Below are 17,978 nucleotides of genomic sequence, written 5' to 3'. Positions count from 1 at the left end.
GCGACTCAGTCGCGCTCGCAGGCCAACCGCAGGCGCACGCAATTGTCGGCAGCACGGGCATATTCGAACGCGCACGCCAGCTGGCGCACGAGCTTCAGGCCATAGCCCCCGAGCGTCGGCGCGGCAGCCGCGCTGACGGCATGGCCGGTCGGATCGAAAGCCACGCCATCGTCGTGCAGTTCGAGCTCGATGGCGTCGGCGTCGAGCGCCAGGCGCAGGCTGATCCAGCTCGCCCCCACACCGTGTTGCACGACGTTGGCGGCCAGTTCGTCGAGCGCGAGCAGCACGTGCTGCGCACAGCGCGCTGCGACACCGGCCCCGTCGAGCCAGGCCGCCGCCTGCTGCTGCAGGCGCGCCAGGCCGCTGTTGTCGGCCGTGACCTGCCAGTGGCCGGGCGCGACGTCGGTCACGCGCCCGGATCGACGATGCGCAGGTGCTGATCGAGCCCGGCCATCGTGAACACTTCGCGCACGAGCGGCGTGGGCCGCGCCAGCTCGAAGCGTTCGTTGCCGAGCGCGCGCGTGGCCTGGATGCACAGGCGCAGGAAGCTCGAGGCCACGAACTCGACCGCACCGAGATCGAAACGCAGAATCTGCCCGGGCGCGACCGCGTGGATGCGCGCCAGTACGGCGTCCTGCAGGTTCATCGCCGCGGCGGTGTCGAGCCGCCCACTGAACACCAGCGTGATGCGCTGCGCCTCGTCCTCGCTGCGGAAAGCTGCCGTCATGATGCCTGCACCCAGGGTCGCGTCGATCGCCACAGCATAGCGGCAGGCGGGCGCGACGGTGCAGGCACTGCCGCGCTCACCCGCGCACGAGCAGCACGATCGCGACCGGCGCGAGGCCGAGGCCGAGCAGATTGAGGCGACTCAGGCGCTCGTGGAACACGAGCAGGCCGAGCATGGCGCCGAGTGCGACCACGCCGAGGTTCATGCCCGCGAACACGAGCGCGGGCGCATCGGGCAAGGCGCGATGCGCGCGCAGGTAGAACAGGATGTTGCCGAAATTGAGGACCCCGAGCACGAGACCGCCCGCGGCGCTGCGCCAGTCGGGTCGGCGCCGGCGCAGCAGCACGATCGCGGCCGCAACCACGAAGGCGAGCGCGAATACCACCGGCAGGACCGCGCCGAAGGCCAGACCGCCCGCGGCGAGGCGCTTGAACAGGATGTCGATCACGCCGAAACCCACGAACACCAGCAGCAACCACCGCGCACTGCCGCGCGGCGCGGCCGCCGCGTCAGCGCCGCGCCATGTCAGCGCGGCGAGCGCGACCAGCCCGAGCGCGGCAGCCGCGAGCTTGAGTGCGCTCAGGCGTTCGCCGAACAGCACGAACGCGGCGAGCAGCGGCAACAGCAGCGACAGCCGCTGCGCCACGTCGCTGCGCGCGATGCCGGCTTCGCGCACTGCGCGCGCCAGCACAAGGAAGATCGTCGGCAGCAACACGCCGAGCGCGCCGAGCACCGGCCACGGCAGCCGCGCGGGCAGTTCGGGCGAGGCTTGCGGCGCGAGCAACACCAGGCTCGCGCCACCGGCGACGAGGTAGTTCCACGCCACCGCCTGATCGATGCCGATGCGCCAGCGCGGCGCGAGCTTGAGCAGCACCGACACCAGCACGCTGCAGACGACCGCGGCGGCAAGGTTCAGCATCGCGTCACGCCCGCAGACAGGCACGCCGCGCAGTCGCAGGCCGCCTCAGCGCCAGTTCGCATGCCGCTCCCAGAACTCGACACTGCGCCGGTAGGCCGCGCGATCGAGCGGCACGCCCGAGCCGCCCTCGGCGACGCCGAGCGCATTGCGCAGCATCGTGATCGGCGCCATCGGGATCTCGCGCGGCTCGAGTGTGTAGAGGCAGCCGACGATGCCCCAGTCGGCCTCGATCGCGGTGCCCTCGCGGGCCAGTTGCGCGCGGTCGTAGAGGATCGGGAGCAGATAGGTCGCGCGCGGCGGCTCGACGCCCTCGAACCAGCGCCCGAGCACGGCGAGCTCCTCGCGCGTGCGCGCCTCGTAGCCGCTGCGCAGCAGGTGGCGGTTGGCCTCGCTGATCGCGATCACCGAACAGCGCGTGGCGGTCCAGTTGCGATGCACGTGCAGCTTGCAGAATGGCGCATAGCCATCGAGCACGACCTCGGGCAGCTGCCGATTGAGGTGGCCGACGAAATCCTCGGCGCTGCAGTCCTGGATCGCGGTGCGGCGTCCATCGCGCGGGAACAGCCGCGCGCGCGCGAATTCGGTAAGGACGATCGACATCGGCACGGGCGCTCTGCGCGGGGGCAAACCGCGAGCATAATGGCAAGCGCGCGGCGCGTCGCCGTGCATGGCCGCGGCCACGGGACGATCGCAATGAATCCATCGCGCCATCGCGCAGCGCCACCATCGTCCGACGCCGCCCGGCGCCGCCAGACGCAACTGCGCGGCGCGGCCTGGATGCTCGGTGGCGGCCTCGCGCTGGCCCTGCTCGGCTACCTGCCGCTGCAACTGGCGATCTGGTTCGGGCCGGCCGACGGCAATCCGATCGGCCTCGGCCTGCTCATGATCGTCGCGGTGCCGAGCGGCCTCGTCCTGGCCGCGCTGGGCTTGCTGCGACTGGTCATCGTGTGGCTCGTGGCAGCACGCCAATGAGCCTGTTCGACCTGCTCGGTGCAATGCTGGGCCTGTACGTCGTGCTCGCGCTCGTGCGCGGCCGCGTCAGCGCCAAGGCTGGCTGGCGCCTGCGCGAGATCGTGCGCGACGAGGAGCCGGCGGACTTCTGGACCGTCATCGTGCTGTACGGCCTGCTGAGCCTGGCCCTGATCGTGTGGTTCTAGCCCGCGGCGCATCGCGCCGGCCCAGCCATCTATCTCTATATCCGCACAAAGAGATATAGTGCGCGCCTGTCGCCGCACGGACCCACCGATGGCCCACGTTCCACTTTCGTTCGAGTTCTTTCCGCCCAAGACCGACGAGCAGCGCGATGCGCTCGAAGCCGCGCTGCCGAGGCTCAAGTCGCTGCACCCCGACTACGTGAGCTGCACCTTCGGCGCTGGCGGCTCGACGCTCAACTACACACCCGAGACGATCCGCCGTCTGCGCGAGGTACACGCCCTCGACGCCGCACCGCACCTGTCGTGCATGGGCGGTACGCGCGCGGAAATCGCCAGCCTTCTCGCGGACTACCGTCACATGGGCTGCCGCCGCATCGTCGCCCTGCGCGGCGACCTGCCCTCGGGCATGGCCAGCCACGGCGACTTCCGTTACGCGAGCGACCTCGTCGACTTCATCCGGCGCGAGCACGACGGGCATTTTCACATCGAGGTGGCGTGCTACCCCGAGGTGCATCCGCAGGCCGACGACGCGCATGCCGACCTGCGCCACTTCAAGGCCAAGGTCGATGCCGGCGCCGACGGCGCGATCACGCAGTACTTCTACAACGCCGACGGCTACTTCCGCTTCGTCGATGCGGTGCGTCGGCTCGGCATCGACATTCCGATCACGCCCGGCATCATGCCGATCGCCAACTTCACCCAGCTCAAGCGCTTCTCGGACCTGTGCGGCGCGGAGATTCCGCGCTGGCTCGGCAAGCGCCTGCACGCGCTCGGTGACGATGCGCACGCGATCCGCGAACTTGCCGCCGACGTGGTGGCCGAGCTGTGCGACCGCCTCGTCGCCGGCGGCGCGCCGGGCCTGCACTTCTACACGCTCAACCGCAGCAAGCCCACGCTCGCGGTGCTCGAGCGCATGCGCAGCCGCGACTGAAGCGCACCGCCACCACCCCCCGGCGCCGATGCGCGCGACGCCGGGCGGCAACCGTGCGGCCCTAGCCCGCCACTGCGGCTGCATGCACGCCCGCAACCGAACGGCCGGAGGGATCGGCCGCGTTGGCGAAGGCCGGATCCCAGGCCAGTGCCGCCGGCGACGAGCAGGCGATCGACTTGCCGCCCGGCACGGTGGCGGCGCAGGCCGCGCCCGGGAAGTGGCGCTCGAAGATCGCGCGGTAGAAATACGCTTCCTTGGTCGCCGGCGTGTTGTAGGGGAAGCGCGCGGCGGCGGCGGCGAATTCGCGGTCGCTCACGGCCTGCTCGGCATGCGCCTTGAGGCCATCGATCCAGCCATAGCCGACGCCGTCGCTGAATTGTTCCTTCTGCCGCCACAGGATCGACTCGGGCAGCGCGCCGGCGAACGCCTCGCGCAGCACCGCCTTCTCGATGCGGCGCGTGCCGTCGGCCTGCACACCGGCCATCTTGTGCGCGGCATCCATCGACATCGCCACATCGAGGAACTCCAGGTCGAGAAACGGCACGCGCGCTTCCACGCCCCAGGCCATCATCGCCTTGTTCGCGCGCAGGCAGTCGTAGGCATGCAACGCGTCGAGCTTGCGCACGGTTTCGTCGTGGAAGGCCTGCGCCGAGGGCGCCTTGTGGAAGTACAGGTAGCCGCCGAAGATCTCGTCCGATCCCTCGCCCGACAGCACCATCTTCACGCCCATCGCCTTGATGCGCCGCGCGAGCAGGAACATCGGCGTCGAGGCACGGATCGTCGTCACGTCGTAGGTCTCGATGTGGCGGATCACCTCGGGCAGCGCATCGAGTCCCTCGGCGAAGCTGTACACGAAGGCGTGGTGGACCGTGCCCAGCGCCTCGGCGGCGATGTGCGCGGCGGCCAGGTCGGGCGAGCCGTCGAGGCCGATCGCGAACGAATGCAGGCGCGGCCACCAGGCCTCGCTGCGATCGCCGTCCTCGATGCGCGCGCGCGCAAAACGCGCGGCGCAGGCGGCGACGAGCGAGGAATCGAGTCCGCCCGACAGCAGCACGCCGTAGGGTACGTCGGTCATGAGCTGGCGATGCACGGCGGCCTCGAACGCGGCTCGCAGCGCAGCCGGCTCGACGCGCACGCCACGCGTGTGCGCATGGTCGCGCCACGGCCGCTGATACCAGCGCGCGAGCGTGCCATCGGCACTGTCGTAGACGTGGCCCGGCGGGAACTCGCGCACGTCGGCGCACAGGTCGACCAGTGCCTTCATCTCCGAAGCCACGCACAGGCGACCCTGCAGGTCGTGGCCCCAATACAGCGGGCACACGCCAAGCGGGTCGCGCGCGATGAGATAGCGGCCACGGTCGCCATCCCACAAGGCGAAGGCGAAGATGCCGTTGAGCCGCGCGAGCCAGTGCGCCGGTGGCTGGCCGGCGGCCTCGCGATACAGCGCGTTGATCACTTCGCAATCCGAACCGCTGGTGAAGTCGTAGCCGCTCGCCGCGCGCAGCTCGGCCTGGTTGTAGATCTCGCCGTTGACGGCCAATGCCAGCGCGCCATCGCGCGAGCGCAGCGGCTGTGCACCGCTGGCGGGATCGACGATGGCGAGCCGCTCGTGCACGAGGATCACGCCGGCATCGACGTACACGCCGCTCCAGTCGGGGCCGCGATGACGCTGACGCCGCGAGCACTCCAGCGCTTGCTGGCGCAGCGCGGCGAGGTCGTCACCCGGTTGCAGGTCGAACATTCCGAAGATCGAACACATGAGGTTTCTCCTGTCGCGTCCGTGCAAGCGCAAACGAAGGCGGCGTTCCGTGCCGCCTCCGGCGACGAACCCCACGCGACGGGCCCCGAAACGACGAAGGCCCGCATTCGAGCGGGCCTTCGTATCGTGTCGGTATGCAACTTTCGCCTACACGCGAGCCCCGCTTGGCGGCCACGGATTATTGTTGCGACGATTGCACAGCACGCCAGCCGCGACAGCGGCGGCGGGGAGCGGCACAATCGGGCGCATGGGCGAAGACATGCGCCAACTAGACCACGTCGGCGCGGCCCGCGCAAGCACCGCCTGGCGGCGACGCCGCGGCGACCTGCTGCTGGCGGTGCTGCTGGTCGCGTCGGCTCTGCCGGGCCAGGTCGTCGCCGACGCCGGCCAGCGCGTGCACCGCTGCGTGGGCCACAACGGCGAAATCGTGTTCAGCGGCCTGCGCTGCGGCGAGGAGGCCAGTGCGATCGGCGCGCCTGGCGCGGCGCCGGCGGCCGAACGGCCACGCGCCGACGAATGCGCGCGCAGCGCTGCCGAGCTGCGCGAGCGCGTGCTGGCGGCCATTGCGCGCCACGACGCCAACGCGATCGCCGCCGCGATGCAGTGGGCCGGCATCAGCGGCAGCGCGGCGCGGCAACGCATGGCCGAATTGCGCGCACTGGTGGATGCGCCGCTGCTGTCACTCGACGCGGCGCCCGACGGCTTCGACCTGCGCACCGGCGGCGCCGCCGAGGGCGGCCAGCGCAGCGTGCATTTTGGCGTCTACGACGAGGCCGGCTGCTACTGGCTCGATGGCTGAGCCGGCCGCACGCGGCGCGCTGCTATCATTCGCGTTCCCTGTCCGGAGCCGTGGCCATGGCGCAGCAATACCCCCCGTTCATCTGGCACAACGGCGCGATCAAGCCGTGGGCCGAAGCCACCGTGCACGTGATGGCGCATGCGCTGCACTACGGTTCGTCGGTGTTCGAGGGCATCCGCTGCTATGAAACCAGCAAGGGTCCGGCGATCTTCCGCCTCACCGACCACAACAAGCGCCTGTTCCACTCGGCCAAGATCTACGACATCGCGCTGCCCTACTCGATCGACGACATCAACGCGGCCTGCCGCGCCATCGTCAAGGCCAACGGTTTCCAGCAGTGTTATCTGCGGCCGATCGCATTCCGCGGCCTCGGCGGCTTCGGCCTGTCGGCGCAGACGCCGACCGATGTCGCGGTGGCCTGCTGGGACATGGGCGCTTATCTCGGCGCCGGCGTGCTCGAAGCGGGCATCGACGCCTGCGTGTCGAGCTGGCAGCGCTTCGCGCCGAACACGATCCCGGCCGGTGCCAAGGCCGGTGGCAACTACCTGTCGGGCCAGCTCGTCGCGCGCGAAGCGCGCCGGCTCGGTTTCGGCGAGGGCATCGCCCTGGCCTCCACCGGCCTGCTGAGCGAGGGCGCCGGCGAGAACCTGTTCCTCGTGTTCGACGGCGCGCTGCACACCACGCCAGTGAGCGCGGCGCTGCTCAACGGCATCACCCGCAACACGCTGATCACGCTGGCGCGCACGCACGGCATCGAAGTGGTCGAGCGCGACATCCCGCGCGAATACCTGTACCTGTGCGACGAGCTGTTCATGTGCGGCACCGCCGCCGAGATCACGCCGATCCGCTCGGTCGACGGCAAACCGGTCGGCGCCGGCAAGCCGGGCCCGCTTACGCATCGCCTGCAGGAACTGTTCTTCGGCCTGTTCGACGGCAGGACCGAGGATCGCTGGGGCTGGCTCGAACCGCTATGAGCGAGGCGCCCGCCCCGGCTGACGGCATGGACGAGCTGCGCGCGCGCGCCGACGCGGCAGCGCGCCAGGCCTATGCACCCTACTCGCGGCTCAATGTCGGCGCGGCGCTGCGCTCGGCCAGCGGCCAGCTCTACACCGGCTGCAACGTCGAGAACGCGGCCTATCCGGTCGGCGGTTGCGCCGAGCGCGCCGCGATTGCGACCGCCGTGCAGGCGGAAGGCGCGGCCTTCCGCCTGGCCGCGATCGCGGTGGCCGCATTCGACGAGGCCGGGCGGGCGCTGCCGGTGTCACCCTGCGGTGCCTGCCGCCAGGCGCTGGTCGAATTCGGCGGCGCGGCAGCGGTCAGTTTCCGCCAGCCCGACGCCAGTTGGGTCGAGGTCGCCGCCGATGCGCTGCTGCCGTGGCGCTTCGTGTTTCCGACCCGCTGAAACCTCAGTCCTGCAGCCAGCGCAGCAGCGGCACCGCGGGCGGCGCGGCCACGTTGATGTGGAACGCGGCGGCCACCTGCGCGGCGGCGCGGGCGGCGGCGTCGGCGCTGCGTGCATGCACGATCGCGAGTGCCTCGCCGGCCGCGACGCGCTCGCCCGCGCCGCGCACGGCGGCAAGTCCCACCGCGTGGTCGATGCGCGCATCGCTGCTGCGGCGACCGCCGCCAAGATCGACCACGCACTCGCCGAGTGCGCGCACATCGATCGCCGCGATGACACCGGCGCGCGTCGCCGGCACCGGCAGTTGCAGCGGCGCCTGTGGCAGGTGGCGCCGCGGATGTTCGATGAGGTCGGTCGGACCGCCCAGCGCGGCAACCATGCGCGCGAAGCGCTCGGCGGCCGCGCCGGTGGCCAAGGCCTGCTCCAGGCGCGCGCGTGCGGCGGCGGGGTCGGCGGCAAGGCCGCCCAGGCACAGCAAGCGCGCCGACAGCGCCAGCACCAGTTCGCGCAGACGCGGGCAGCACGGGCGACCGCACAGCAAGTCGACAATCGCATGCACCTCCAGTGCATTGCCGGCCTCGCGGCCGAGCACCTGGCCCATGTCGGTGAGCGCGGCCGCCAGGGCCATGCCGCTGCCCGCGGCAACGGCCTGCATGCGGTGCGCGAGCGCGCGCGCGGCGTCCTCGTCGGGCGTCTGCGCGCCGCTGCCGGTCTTGATGTCGAGCACGAGCGCGCTGGCGCCGCCGGCGAGCTTCTTGGACAGGATCGAGGCGACGATGAGCTCGGGCACATCGACCGTGGCGCTGACGTCGCGCACCGCGTACAGGCGGCGATCGGCCGGCACGAGATCGGCACTCTGGCCGACGATCGCGCAGCCGACGCTGGCGACGACCTCGCGCAAGCGCGCGGGCGAGGGGTGCACGTCGTAGCCGGCAAGGCTCTCGAGCTTGTCGAGCGTACCGCCGGTGTGACCCAGGCCGCGGCCCGAGATCATCGGCACGTAGCCCCCGCAGGCCGCGACCAGCGGCGCCAGCGCCAGGCTCACGCAATCGCCGACGCCGCCGGTGGAATGCTTGTCGAGCACCGGGCCGGGCAGCGTCGACCAGTCCAGGCAGCGTCCCGAATCGCGCAGCGCGAGCGTGAACAGCCGGCACTCGTCGGCATCGAGGCCACGCCAGGCCACCGCCATCGCGAACGCGCCGATCTGGCCATCGTTCCAACTGCCGTCGGCGATGCCATTGGCGAGCGCGCGCCACTGCGCGGCATCGAGCTTGCCGCCCACGCGCTTGGCGCGGATGAGACTGGCTGCCGGGGGCGCACTCATGGGCGCGCCCGCGGCGGCGCCAGCCGCGGCACGGCCGGCGGCAGCGGCGCGACGGCTGCGCCGCCGGTGGGGACGAATCCGGATCGGCTGATGGCGGGCGACGACATGGACGGCCTCGGTGGTGGGACCGGGCAAGGCTAGCGGCAATGGAGCCGCTTGTCGTGGACCCGCAACACGGCCACGGCGGCGCGGCTACGGACAGGTGGGAGGCCCGTCGAAGCCATCGCTGAACAGGGCGTCGTCCGGTTGTACCTCGTAGGCGCCGATGTCGGCCGCCACACCCCACACGCGCACGAACGGCGTACCGCGCTGGTCGGTCGCGAACGGCACCGTGTTGTTGCCGTGGTCGATGGCCGGACTGCCGGCCAACAACGCGTGCGTCCTGGTGGGACCACCGTTGGCGCGCAACGGCCCCAGCAGCGGGCATACGCCCGTCGTCGCGACGTCGATGTTCAAGGCGAGCCACGGATTGGCCATTCCGAACACGAGGCTCTTCTCACCGCTGATCGGCACCAGTTCCCAGTTGGAGAAACGCGTGATGCCGAAGTCGTCGGCAACCGGCGTCGTGGTACCGCTGGTGTTGTTCGAAAACACCGAGCTTTGCAGCGTCGTTACCTTGAAGGCAAAGTGATTGATGTCGGTATAAAAGGCGAAGGTGTCGTCGATGTTGAAGCCTGCCGCGTAGTACCTGAAGCCGTTTTTCGCGGAACCCGCCGTGTTGAATGCCACGGTGGAGTTCTTGACTTCGATCGTCCCGGCGTTCGTCCATGCGCCACCGACAACGCTGCCGGCGACATTGCCGGAGACAGTGCTGTTGACCAGCGTGAACGTGCTCGACTGGCTGGTGGCCCCGCTGCGCGCGTAGATGCCGCCGCCGAAATTGGCAAAATTGCCGGAAATCGTCGAGGCGACGACGGTCGTGTTGCCGAGCAGGGCGCGAAGGCCGCCACCCATGCCACCGCTGCTGCCCTGCGCCGAGTTGCCGCTGATGGTGCTACTCCCGACGACGATGTCGTGGTAGCTGAAAACCCCGCCGCCGCCGCTGCTGATTCCGGACCCGGAGGCGACATTGGCGGAAATGTCGCTGTATTTCGCAAACACCACGTCGCGGCCATAGACGCCGCCGCCATGCGCCGCTGCGCCAACGGCGGCCGCGCGGCAGGCATTGACACCGACACGCGTCAGGTAAACCTTGCCGTTCGAGGAAATGCAGCCGCCGTTGGCCTCGGCGCCGAGCGAAGGATGCACGTAGCCGTGCGCCACGGTCAGATCATTGAGGGCAAATGCGCCGTGGCCGTCATGACGGAACACGCGGTCGTCGCTCCCATGGACCGTGAGCGCCGCCTTGCCCGGGCCTTTCACCGTGATGTCGTCCTGCCCGAACACGATGGCGCCGCTCGACAGCGTGATCGAGCTGCAGGTCAGCGCGGTCATGTCGATGGTGTCGCCACTGACCGCGTTTGCGGCGGCGTAGCGCAGGCTGCCGGTGCTACCGCTGCCGCTGTTGGCCTCGCTGCAGCTGTCGACCGTCCATAGCGTCGCGGCCAAGGTCGCCGTCGGCATGCCAAGGGTCAGAACGGCCGCGAAGCAGGCCTGCAATGGCCGGCGGCACAAGCCTGCATGGGCTGAATGGATTGGATCGAACATCGCTGCTCCCCCTGAAACGGGAGCGGCGGCTTTGCTGCATCCCGGCGCAAACAGAACGCACAACGGCGCGCAAAATCTCAATCGACCCAGCCGCGGCGCCTGGACGCAAAGCCGCGGCCCGACGACACCGCCGCCGCGCAACGGCCCCGGTCGCGCCCGCCATGCATGCCACCGGGCGGTTCCTGCAGGCCGCAAGGCCACGCGATCGGGCTTGCGCCTTCCGATCGACGGGCAGGTGCTAGCGATGTGCCGTCGCGGCCGGCCCGTGCCCGGCCTCGCGGCGCTGCTCGAACCGCAGCAACGCTGTGGCGCCGCCCTGCGGGCGCGGCGCCAACGTGACGGTCCAGCCATAGAGTTCGCACAGGCGACGCACGATCGCCAGGCCGAGCCCACCCCCCTTGCCGACCTTGGTGCCGCGCACGCCGCGCTCGAACAGCTTGTCGGCGTCCTCGGCGGCAATGCCGGGCCCGGTGTCCTCGATGCTGACGCGCCCGTGGCCGACCGTGATGATGACCTCGCCGGCGGGCGTGTACTTGAAGGCATTGCCGATCAGGTTGCCCAACGCCACCGCGACCACCGACGAGGGCGCCACCACTTCGAGCGGCTCATCGACCTCGACGCGCACGGCCACCGGCTTGTTGGCGATGTGCGGGCGCTGCGAATCGACCACCTGTTCGACGACCCTGACCACGTCGGTGGTCTCGCCATCGGTCGGTGCCTGGCGTTCGCGCCGCGACAGCAGCAGCAGCGCGTCGATGAGCTCGCTGCACTGGCGCACGGCGCGCTCGATGCGCTTGAGGCGTTCGCGCGGCTTGTCGCCGAGGTCGGACGACGCCTGCAGCAGTTCGGTGGTGCTCGCGATCACGGCCAGCGGCGTGCGCAGTTCGTGGCTCACGTCGGCATTGAACTCGCGGTCACGCTGGACCATCTCGGTCAGGCGCGCGGAATAGTCGTCGAGCGCCTCGGCAAGCTGGCCGACTTCGTCGTTGGCGAAGTGCGCGCGCAGCAAGCCGGGCTGGCCACGCTGGCTCATCGCGCGCACGCGCTGGGCCAGATCGGTCACTGGGCTCATGACGCGCCTGGACAGCCAGAATCCGAGCAGCAGCGACAGCAGCGCGAACACGCACACCGCGCTGGCCACGGCGACCAGCAGCTGCCGCGCGCCGAGCTTCTGCGTGCTCACGTCGAACCACAGGTAGGCCCAGTAGTCGGCGTCCTTGTAGACGGCGAGCTTGAATGGCCGCAGCTTGCCCTCGCGGCCGAACTCCTCGATGTCGTACACGCCGACGTCGAACTTCTGCCACGCCAGCGGCACGGTTGCGGTGCGCCCGGCGCGCACGATCTGCAGCCGGATCAACGACATCGGGAATTGCGCGTCGGGCTCGGGGTTGTCGCGCTTGAATTCGACGAAGTGACGCAGCTCACGCTGCAGCATCGAGTTGACGAGCTGGTCTTCGAGCCGCGCGCGCATGTACATCGTCGCCGCGGCAAACAGCGCCGTCAGGCCCAGACCAAACAGCGCGAAGGAAATGATGATGCGCGAGCGCAGCCTACGTCGGTAGCGCATCCGGATCGACCATGCGATAGCCGATGCCGTGCCGGGTCTGGATCAGCGGCTTGTCGAACGGCTTGTCGATCTGCGCGCGCAGACCGTGGATATGCACCCGCAGGCTGTCGCTGTCGGGCAGTTCCTCGCCCCACACGCGCGTTTCCAGTTCCTGCCGCGTCACCACCGAGGGCGAGGCTTCCATCAGCGTCTGCAGCAGCTTGAGGCCGATCGGATTGAGCGTGATCGATTTGCCGGCGCGATTGACCATCAGCGTGTCGAGGTTGAAGCTGAGGTCGGCCAGTTGCAGCACGCGGCTCTTGTTGCCCTTGCCGCGGCGGCCGAGCACCTCGAGCCGCGCCGCCAGCTCCTGCAACGCGAACGGTTTGACCATGTAGTCGTCGGCGCCCGAATCGAAACCGGTGAGCTTGGCGTCGAGGTTGTCGCGCGCGGTCAGCATCAGCACGGGCGTCTGCTTCCGGCCGTCGTGGCGCAACTTGCGGCAGACCTCGAGCCCATCCATGCCGGGCAGCCCGAGGTCGAGCACGATGACGTCGAAATCGTTGACCACGGCCAGATGCAGACCAGTCACGCCGTCACCGGCAAAATCGACCACATGACCCTTGTCGGCCAGGAAGTCGCCGATGTTGGCCGCGATGTCGCTGTTGTCTTCGATGACGAGGATGCGCATGGCTTCTACTCTAGCAGGACGCGGCGAAGTGTCGCCGGCGGTATCGCGGAACCGCGCGCCGCGCGGCCGCAACCCGGCCACCACGGGGACAGGCTCGGATCGCGTGCGCCAGCACAAGTTCCCGCCGGATGCGGTGCGCTGGCGTGATCCGCAACAGCGCACGCGGACCGTGGTCGGCCCACTCGCGCGGCCCGCACGGCCACGCCGGATGCGCCCATCGAGCGCCGTGCGGGAGCCGCGCGCAGGTGAGGCAGCGACGCGGGCCCGTACGCCAGGTTGCAGCGACCAACCGGTGGGCCAAAGAAAATGACCCAAGGAGGCGTCATTGGGGGAACGCGCCTGCCTTGGGTCAAAAGCTACTGCCCCGATTACCGTAATCTGCCAGTCACAGGACCTGACTTAGGAGTGTCGAGCAGGACTACAGTGGCTCGAATATAGGTTCGGCGCGATTAAGGTCGCGTTAAATCCGACTCAGGGCGACGTTAAGCATGCGCTGGGCAATGCGCGAGCGGGCGGCGCCAACTCATTGATTTTCTGCGCCGGAGCTGATCGCAACGACCTCAGATGCCTGACGCGCGAGCGCCGGCGTCGGGCTCGGTCGCCGCTGCGCGGCACAGCATCGACCCGGTCTGGCGCTGGCAACCGTCGCCGCCGGCCAACTCCATCGCCGGCGCGAACACGAAGGTCTGTGAATAGCGCCGCGCCGAATCGGCGCCGAGGCTGGCCGGGTCGAAGCGCCACTGGCGCAGCGCCAGTTCGGCGGCGCGCTTGAAACTGCGATCGGCGGCACCGTGCAGGCGGATGTCGCGCACCGAACCGTCGGGCGCGATGGCAAAACTCGCTTCCACGCTGACGCGCGCGGCGAGCACCGAGCCCGGATACGCCGGCGCCACCGTGTGCACGGCCACCGGCGCAGCCGGGGCCGGCGTCAAGCGGTCGGCCGGCGGCGTGGCTGGCGTCACGATCGAGGGCGCGGCGGGCGCGGCGGCCACCGGCAGCGCAGCGGTCGATGCCGCCAGGCGGGCCGCGACAGCCACCGGGGCTGCCTCGTCGAGGCGCGACGCAGATCGGACCACGGCGGTCGCGGGCGGGGCGGCGGCAACCACCGGTGGCACCGGCGCCGCATCGGGCGCGACCCGCGCCGCGCGCCACGGCAGCGGCGGCGCCACCGCTGTAGCGACGTCGTGCACCGGCGCGGACCACTGCGGAACGAGCCAATCCGCAGCCGGCGCCGCCGCCACCAGGACCTCGGCGGGCCGATGCGCGACCACGGCCCACAAGGCGAGCATCGCGCCGGCCAGCAGCAGCCAGCGCCCCGCGGCGCGACCCTCGACCGCAACCACGCGCGGCGTCGCCACGCCAACGATGCGCTGCACGCGCGCCAGCAGCTCGCCGCCATTGGCCGCGAGCATCATCGGCGTGGCCAGGCGCAGTTCTTCCAATGCGGCCAGCATGCGGGCGTATTGATGTGCTTCGCCATCGAGCGTGCGCAGCACGAGGCGGTCGCAGCACAGTTCGCGCTCGTTGCGCACCTCGCGCGAGATCCAGTGCACGACGGGGTGATAGAACAGCACGGTCTCGACCGCGGTCTGCACGAGGTTGACCAGGTGATCGCGCCGCCGCAGGTGGCCCAGCTCGTGGGCGAGGATCAACTCGACCTGCGCGCGCGGAAAGCCCAGCGCCACCGCGGCAGGCAGCACGATCACGGGCCGCAGCCAGCCCACCAGCATCGGCGTGTCGACCTGCGCGCTGATCAGCGCGCGCACGCGATGGGGAAAGTGCAGGCGCTGCTTGATCGCCGCCAACATCGCGTCGATGCGCGCGTGGGCCGCAGCGCCACGCCGCAGGATGCGGTCGAGGCGGTGCCATTCCCGCAAGGCCCGCGCCGCCAGCACGCAGACACCGAGCAGCCATGCCGCGACGAGCCATGGCAGCAGCGTACCGACGAGTGCCGCCAGATCGATGCCGGCCGCTGCAGCCGACGCCGCCGGTGCGTCGAGCCACGCGGCGCCGGCGGGCGCCACGTCGGCCGCGGCCGGCCACAGGCGCGCCAGCGTGAGCAGGGGCGTCAGTGCAAGCAAGGCCAGTGCGCCCAGGCCGAGCAGATAGCGCGCGTCGCTGGCCTCGCGCGCGAGCAGGCTGCGCGCGGCCGCGTAGGCCACTCCGATCGCCGCGCCCTGCCACAGGAAGTGCAGCAGCGTCCAGCCGATTGCATCGATCCATGGCATCAGCGCGTCCATCGTCAGTTCCCTTCGAGGCGGTCCAGCAGGGCGCGGATTTCGTCGAGTTCGGCCCGCGTGGCCTTGCCGCGGCCGCCCAGGGCCTGCAGCACGAGCTGCGAGGACGAACCGTTGAACACGCGCTGCACGAGGTCGGCGACGAAGCGCTTCTGGGTGCGCTCGCGATTGACCGCGGCGCGGAACACGTGCGCGCGCTCGGTATCGTCGCGCAGCACCAGACCCTTGCCGTACATGATCTGCAGCAGCTTGAGCGCCGTGGTGTAGCCGGCGCCTTCGTCGCGGTACAGCGCTTCGTGGACATCGCGTACCGTGCTCGGACCGCGGTCCCACAGCACGTTGAGGATGGCCAGCTCCGCATCGGTGGGCCGTGGCGGAACATCGTGGCGGGTCATGGTCGAGGGTTCTCCGATCCGGCGGGTGGATGTGGCCAGCTGCAACGAGGGTGCTCCCGAGAGCAACGCTGGCACCCTCCACATGGGGCGGCTGGAACCCGACGCGCTCGCACGCCAGCGATCCTAGCAGCCGCCGCCGGCTTGTCAACGACGTCCTTCGTACGATCGGTGGCGCGCGCGGCCGGCCAGGCGCTGGACAATTGGCGCGGTGCGCGGCCCAATGGCGGGCTCAGCCACCCCGGAAGCCGCCATGAAGTTGCCGCTGCCTGCCCTTGTCATTGCCGCCACGTTGCTGACCGCCTGCGCCAGCCAGCCGACCCCGATGCCTACCGCCGCCACCACCACGACCAACCCCACCGGGCCTGCCACAGTCGACGATGACTGGCTGTGGCTGGAGGACATCCACGGCACCAAGCCACTGGAGTGGGTCGACGCGCAGAACGCGCGCACCCGCGCCGCATTCGCCGCCACGCCCGAATTCGAGGCCGCACGCCAGGCCGTGCTCGGCATCCTCGAATCGGACGCCCGCATCCCGGGCGTGGAGAAGATCGGCGAGCGCTACTACAACTTCTGGAAGGACAAGGAGCATCCGCGCGGGGTCTGGCGCCGCACCACGCTGGCCGAATACCGCAAGGCGCAACCGCGCTGGGAAACCGTGATCGACGTCGATGCACTCGGCAAGGCCGACAACGAGAGCTGGGTGTGGCACGGGGCGCAGTGCCTGCGCCCCGACAGCCGGCGCTGCCTCGTGTCGCTGTCGCCGGGCGGCACCGATGCCGTGGTGATTCGCGAGTTCGACCTGCACGACAAGGCCTTCGTGAAGGATGGCTTCCAGTTGCCCGCGGCCAAGTCGCAGATCGCCTGGGTCGACCACGACCACGTCTTCGTCGGCACCGACTTCGGCCCGGGTTCGATGACCCGCTCCAGCTACCCGCGCATCGCCAAACTATGGCAGCGCGGCACGCCGCTGACCGCGGCCACGCTCGTGTACGAAGGAAGCGACGAGGATCTCGCCGTCAGCGCGGTGCGTGATCTCACGCCCGGCTTCGAGCGCGAGTTCGTCACGCGCACGATCGACTTCTACACCAGCCAGACCTTCCTGCGCGGCAAGGACGGCACGCTCGCCAGGCTCGACATCCCGCTCGACGCCAATGCCGACGCGCATCGCGAATGGCTCACGATCCAGTTGCGCGACGCGTGGACCGTGAACGGGACGACCTACCCGTCAGGCGCGCTGCTCGCGGCCCGCTTCGACGACTTCATGGCGGGCAAGCGCGAACTCGTGGTGCTGTTTGCGCCCACCGCGACCACGTCGCTGGCGAACTACAGCTGGACGCGCCACCACCTGATCCTCAACCTGCTCGACAACGTCGCCAGTCGCCAGGAAGTGCTCACCCCGAACGCGCACGGCGACTGGCAACGCGCGCCGCTGGCCGGCGCGCCGCCGCTGTCCACGGCCACGGCCACGGCGGTGGATCCCGACGACGACGACAGCTATTTCCTGCACGTCACCAATTTCCTCGAACCCGACACGCTGTCGCTGGGCACGCTCGGCCGCGGCACCGCGCGGTTGCTCAAGCGCGCGCCCGCCTTCTTCGACGCCGACGCCTACCAGGCGCAGCAGTTCTTCGTGACCTCGAAGGATGGCACCCGCGTGCCGTATTTCCAGCTCGCGCGCAAGGCGCTCAAGCTCGATGGCTCCAACCCGACGTTGCTGTACGGCTACGGCGGCTTCGAGGTGTCGCTGCAGCCGCGCTACAACGGCGTGGTTGGCCAGCAATGGCTGGACAAGGGTGGCGTCTACGTGCTCGCCAACATCCGCGGCGGCGGCGAATACGGCCCGCGCTGGCACCAGGCCGCACTCAAGGCCAACCGCCTGCGCGCCTACGAGGACTTCGTCGCGGTGGCCGACGACCTCGTGCGGCGCGGCGTCACCTCGCGCGCGCGTCTGGGCGCGATGGGTGGCAGCAATGGTGGCTTGCTCATGGGCAACATGCTCACGCTCGACCCGCAGCACTTCGGCGCGATCGTCTGCCAGGTGCCGCTGCTCGACATGAAGCGCTACACCCATCTGTCGGCCGGCGCCTCGTGGATCGCCGAGTACGGTGACCCCGACAAGCCCGAGGAATGGAACTGGATCAGGACCTTCTCGCCCTACGAGAACCTCAGACCCGGCCAGGATTACCCGCCGGTGCTGTTCTACACCGCCACCAGCGACGACCGTGTCGGTCCCGTGCAGGCGCGCAAGATGGCGGCGCGCATGGAGGACATGGGCTACGCCAAGGTGTGGTTCTACGAGAACCGCGAAGGCGGCCACGGCGCGGCCGCCGATGCCCGCCAGTCGGCTTCGATGTGGGCGCTCAGCTACGGCTTCCTGTGGCAGCAGCTCGGTGGCGGCAGGCACTGACTGCACGGTCGCGCGCGGCAGGTTGGACGTGCATGCAGTA

The 17,978-nt window shown here is 70.1% G+C and carries 18 protein-coding genes; 7 read left to right on the top strand and 11 right to left on the bottom strand.

All coding sequences use genetic code 11. The annotated features are described in order from the left end of the window. Positions 1–5 precede the first annotated feature (5 nt). From KF903_RS04340 to KF903_RS04325, 4 genes are all read right to left on the bottom strand, one after another. Positions 6–410 (bottom strand): ATP-binding protein, encoded by a 405-nt coding sequence (locus tag KF903_RS04340; RefSeq protein ID WP_291211480.1) that lies wholly within the window; start codon positions 408–410, stop codon positions 6–8. Beyond that, positions 407–727 carry an STAS domain-containing protein gene (locus KF903_RS04335; protein WP_291211477.1) on the bottom strand — a complete coding sequence of 107 codons (321 nt, stop codon included), beginning with the start codon at positions 725–727 and terminating at the stop codon, positions 407–409. Before KF903_RS04335 ends, KF903_RS04340 begins: the two co-directional genes overlap by 4 nt. A 76-nt stretch (positions 728–803) precedes the next feature. After that, a complete protein-coding gene (locus KF903_RS04330) occupies positions 804–1,646 on the bottom strand; it encodes an EamA family transporter (protein WP_291211474.1) in 843 nt (280 codons plus the stop codon). A gap of 45 nt (positions 1,647–1,691) precedes the next feature. After that, positions 1,692–2,246, bottom strand: coding sequence for a DUF3228 family protein (locus tag KF903_RS04325; RefSeq protein ID WP_291211471.1), 555 nt, complete (start codon positions 2,244–2,246; stop codon positions 1,692–1,694). A gap of 93 nt (positions 2,247–2,339) precedes the next feature. On the opposite strand from KF903_RS04325, the gene KF903_RS04320 reads away from it, so the two are divergent. The 3 genes from KF903_RS04320 to metF all read left to right on the top strand — a co-directional run bounded on the left by KF903_RS04320 (position 2,340) and on the right by metF (position 3,731). Continuing rightward, positions 2,340–2,618 carry a hypothetical protein gene (locus KF903_RS04320; protein ID WP_291211469.1) on the top strand — a complete coding sequence of 93 codons (279 nt, stop codon included), beginning with the start codon at positions 2,340–2,342 and terminating at the stop codon, positions 2,616–2,618. Further along, complete coding sequence (locus KF903_RS04315; protein WP_291211467.1) at positions 2,615–2,803, top strand: hypothetical protein; 189 nt, start codon at positions 2,615–2,617, stop codon at positions 2,801–2,803. The genes KF903_RS04320 and KF903_RS04315 overlap by 4 nt, the downstream gene beginning before the upstream one ends. 88 nt (positions 2,804–2,891) lie before the next feature. After that, on the top strand, positions 2,892–3,731 hold the full coding sequence (metF, locus tag KF903_RS04310; RefSeq protein ID WP_291211464.1) for a methylenetetrahydrofolate reductase [NAD(P)H]: 840 nt from the start codon (positions 2,892–2,894) through the stop codon (positions 3,729–3,731). A gap of 61 nt (positions 3,732–3,792) precedes the next feature. Here metF and asnB read toward each other — a convergent pair whose 3' ends face one another. Next, the gene (asnB, locus tag KF903_RS04305; protein ID WP_291211461.1) at positions 3,793–5,490 is read right to left on the bottom strand and encodes an asparagine synthase B; all 1,698 of its coding nucleotides are present in this window, start codon (positions 5,488–5,490) and stop codon (positions 3,793–3,795) included. Between the two features lie 259 nt (positions 5,491–5,749). Between asnB and KF903_RS04300 the strand changes: the two genes are divergently transcribed. The 3 genes from KF903_RS04300 to KF903_RS04290 are packed head-to-tail and all read left to right on the top strand — an operon-like array spanning position 5,750 to position 7,691. Next, the gene (locus tag KF903_RS04300) at positions 5,750–6,289 is read left to right on the top strand and encodes a hypothetical protein (RefSeq protein ID WP_291211458.1); all 540 of its coding nucleotides are present in this window, start codon (positions 5,750–5,752) and stop codon (positions 6,287–6,289) included. 56 nt (positions 6,290–6,345) lie between these two features. Beyond that, positions 6,346–7,263 (top strand): branched-chain amino acid transaminase, encoded by a 918-nt coding sequence (locus KF903_RS04295; RefSeq protein WP_291211455.1) that lies wholly within the window; start codon positions 6,346–6,348, stop codon positions 7,261–7,263. After that, entirely contained in the window at positions 7,260–7,691 is a 432-nt protein-coding gene (locus KF903_RS04290) for a cytidine deaminase (RefSeq protein WP_291211452.1), read from the top strand. The genes KF903_RS04295 and KF903_RS04290 overlap by 4 nt, the downstream gene beginning before the upstream one ends. A 4-nt stretch (positions 7,692–7,695) precedes the next feature. Here the strand turns inward: KF903_RS04290 and KF903_RS04285 are convergent, their stop codons facing one another. The 6 genes from KF903_RS04285 to KF903_RS04260 form a co-directional block, all read right to left on the bottom strand. Then, the gene (locus tag KF903_RS04285; RefSeq protein ID WP_291211450.1) at positions 7,696–9,015 is read right to left on the bottom strand and encodes a thymidine phosphorylase; all 1,320 of its coding nucleotides are present in this window, start codon (positions 9,013–9,015) and stop codon (positions 7,696–7,698) included. Between the two features lie 192 nt (positions 9,016–9,207). Then, entirely contained in the window at positions 9,208–10,614 is a 1,407-nt protein-coding gene (locus KF903_RS04280) for a choice-of-anchor Q domain-containing protein (RefSeq protein ID WP_291211447.1), read from the bottom strand. A gap of 286 nt (positions 10,615–10,900) precedes the next feature. Then, complete coding sequence (locus KF903_RS04275) at positions 10,901–12,229, bottom strand: HAMP domain-containing sensor histidine kinase (protein WP_291211444.1); 1,329 nt, start codon at positions 12,227–12,229, stop codon at positions 10,901–10,903. Continuing rightward, the gene (locus tag KF903_RS04270; protein ID WP_291211441.1) at positions 12,213–12,899 is read right to left on the bottom strand and encodes a response regulator transcription factor; all 687 of its coding nucleotides are present in this window, start codon (positions 12,897–12,899) and stop codon (positions 12,213–12,215) included. Before KF903_RS04270 ends, KF903_RS04275 begins: the two co-directional genes overlap by 17 nt. A 560-nt stretch (positions 12,900–13,459) precedes the next feature. Continuing rightward, entirely contained in the window at positions 13,460–15,139 is a 1,680-nt protein-coding gene (locus KF903_RS04265; protein ID WP_291211438.1) for a M56 family metallopeptidase, read from the bottom strand. 2 nt (positions 15,140–15,141) lie between these two features. Continuing rightward, positions 15,142–15,531, bottom strand: a complete 390-nt coding sequence (locus KF903_RS04260) for a BlaI/MecI/CopY family transcriptional regulator (RefSeq protein WP_291211435.1) — start codon at positions 15,529–15,531, stop codon at positions 15,142–15,144. Between the two features lie 322 nt (positions 15,532–15,853). On the opposite strand from KF903_RS04260, the gene KF903_RS04255 reads away from it, so the two are divergent. Then, the gene (locus KF903_RS04255) at positions 15,854–17,938 is read left to right on the top strand and encodes a prolyl oligopeptidase family serine peptidase (protein ID WP_291211723.1); all 2,085 of its coding nucleotides are present in this window, start codon (positions 15,854–15,856) and stop codon (positions 17,936–17,938) included. Positions 17,939–17,978: the final 40 nt, after the last annotated feature.

It is taken from the genome of Dokdonella sp., from assembly GCF_019634845.1.
Lineage (GTDB): Bacteria > Pseudomonadota > Gammaproteobacteria > Xanthomonadales > Rhodanobacteraceae > Dokdonella_A.
The sequence above is the reverse complement of the archived record's forward strand: the minus strand, read 5'-3'. Positions and strand labels throughout refer to the sequence as shown.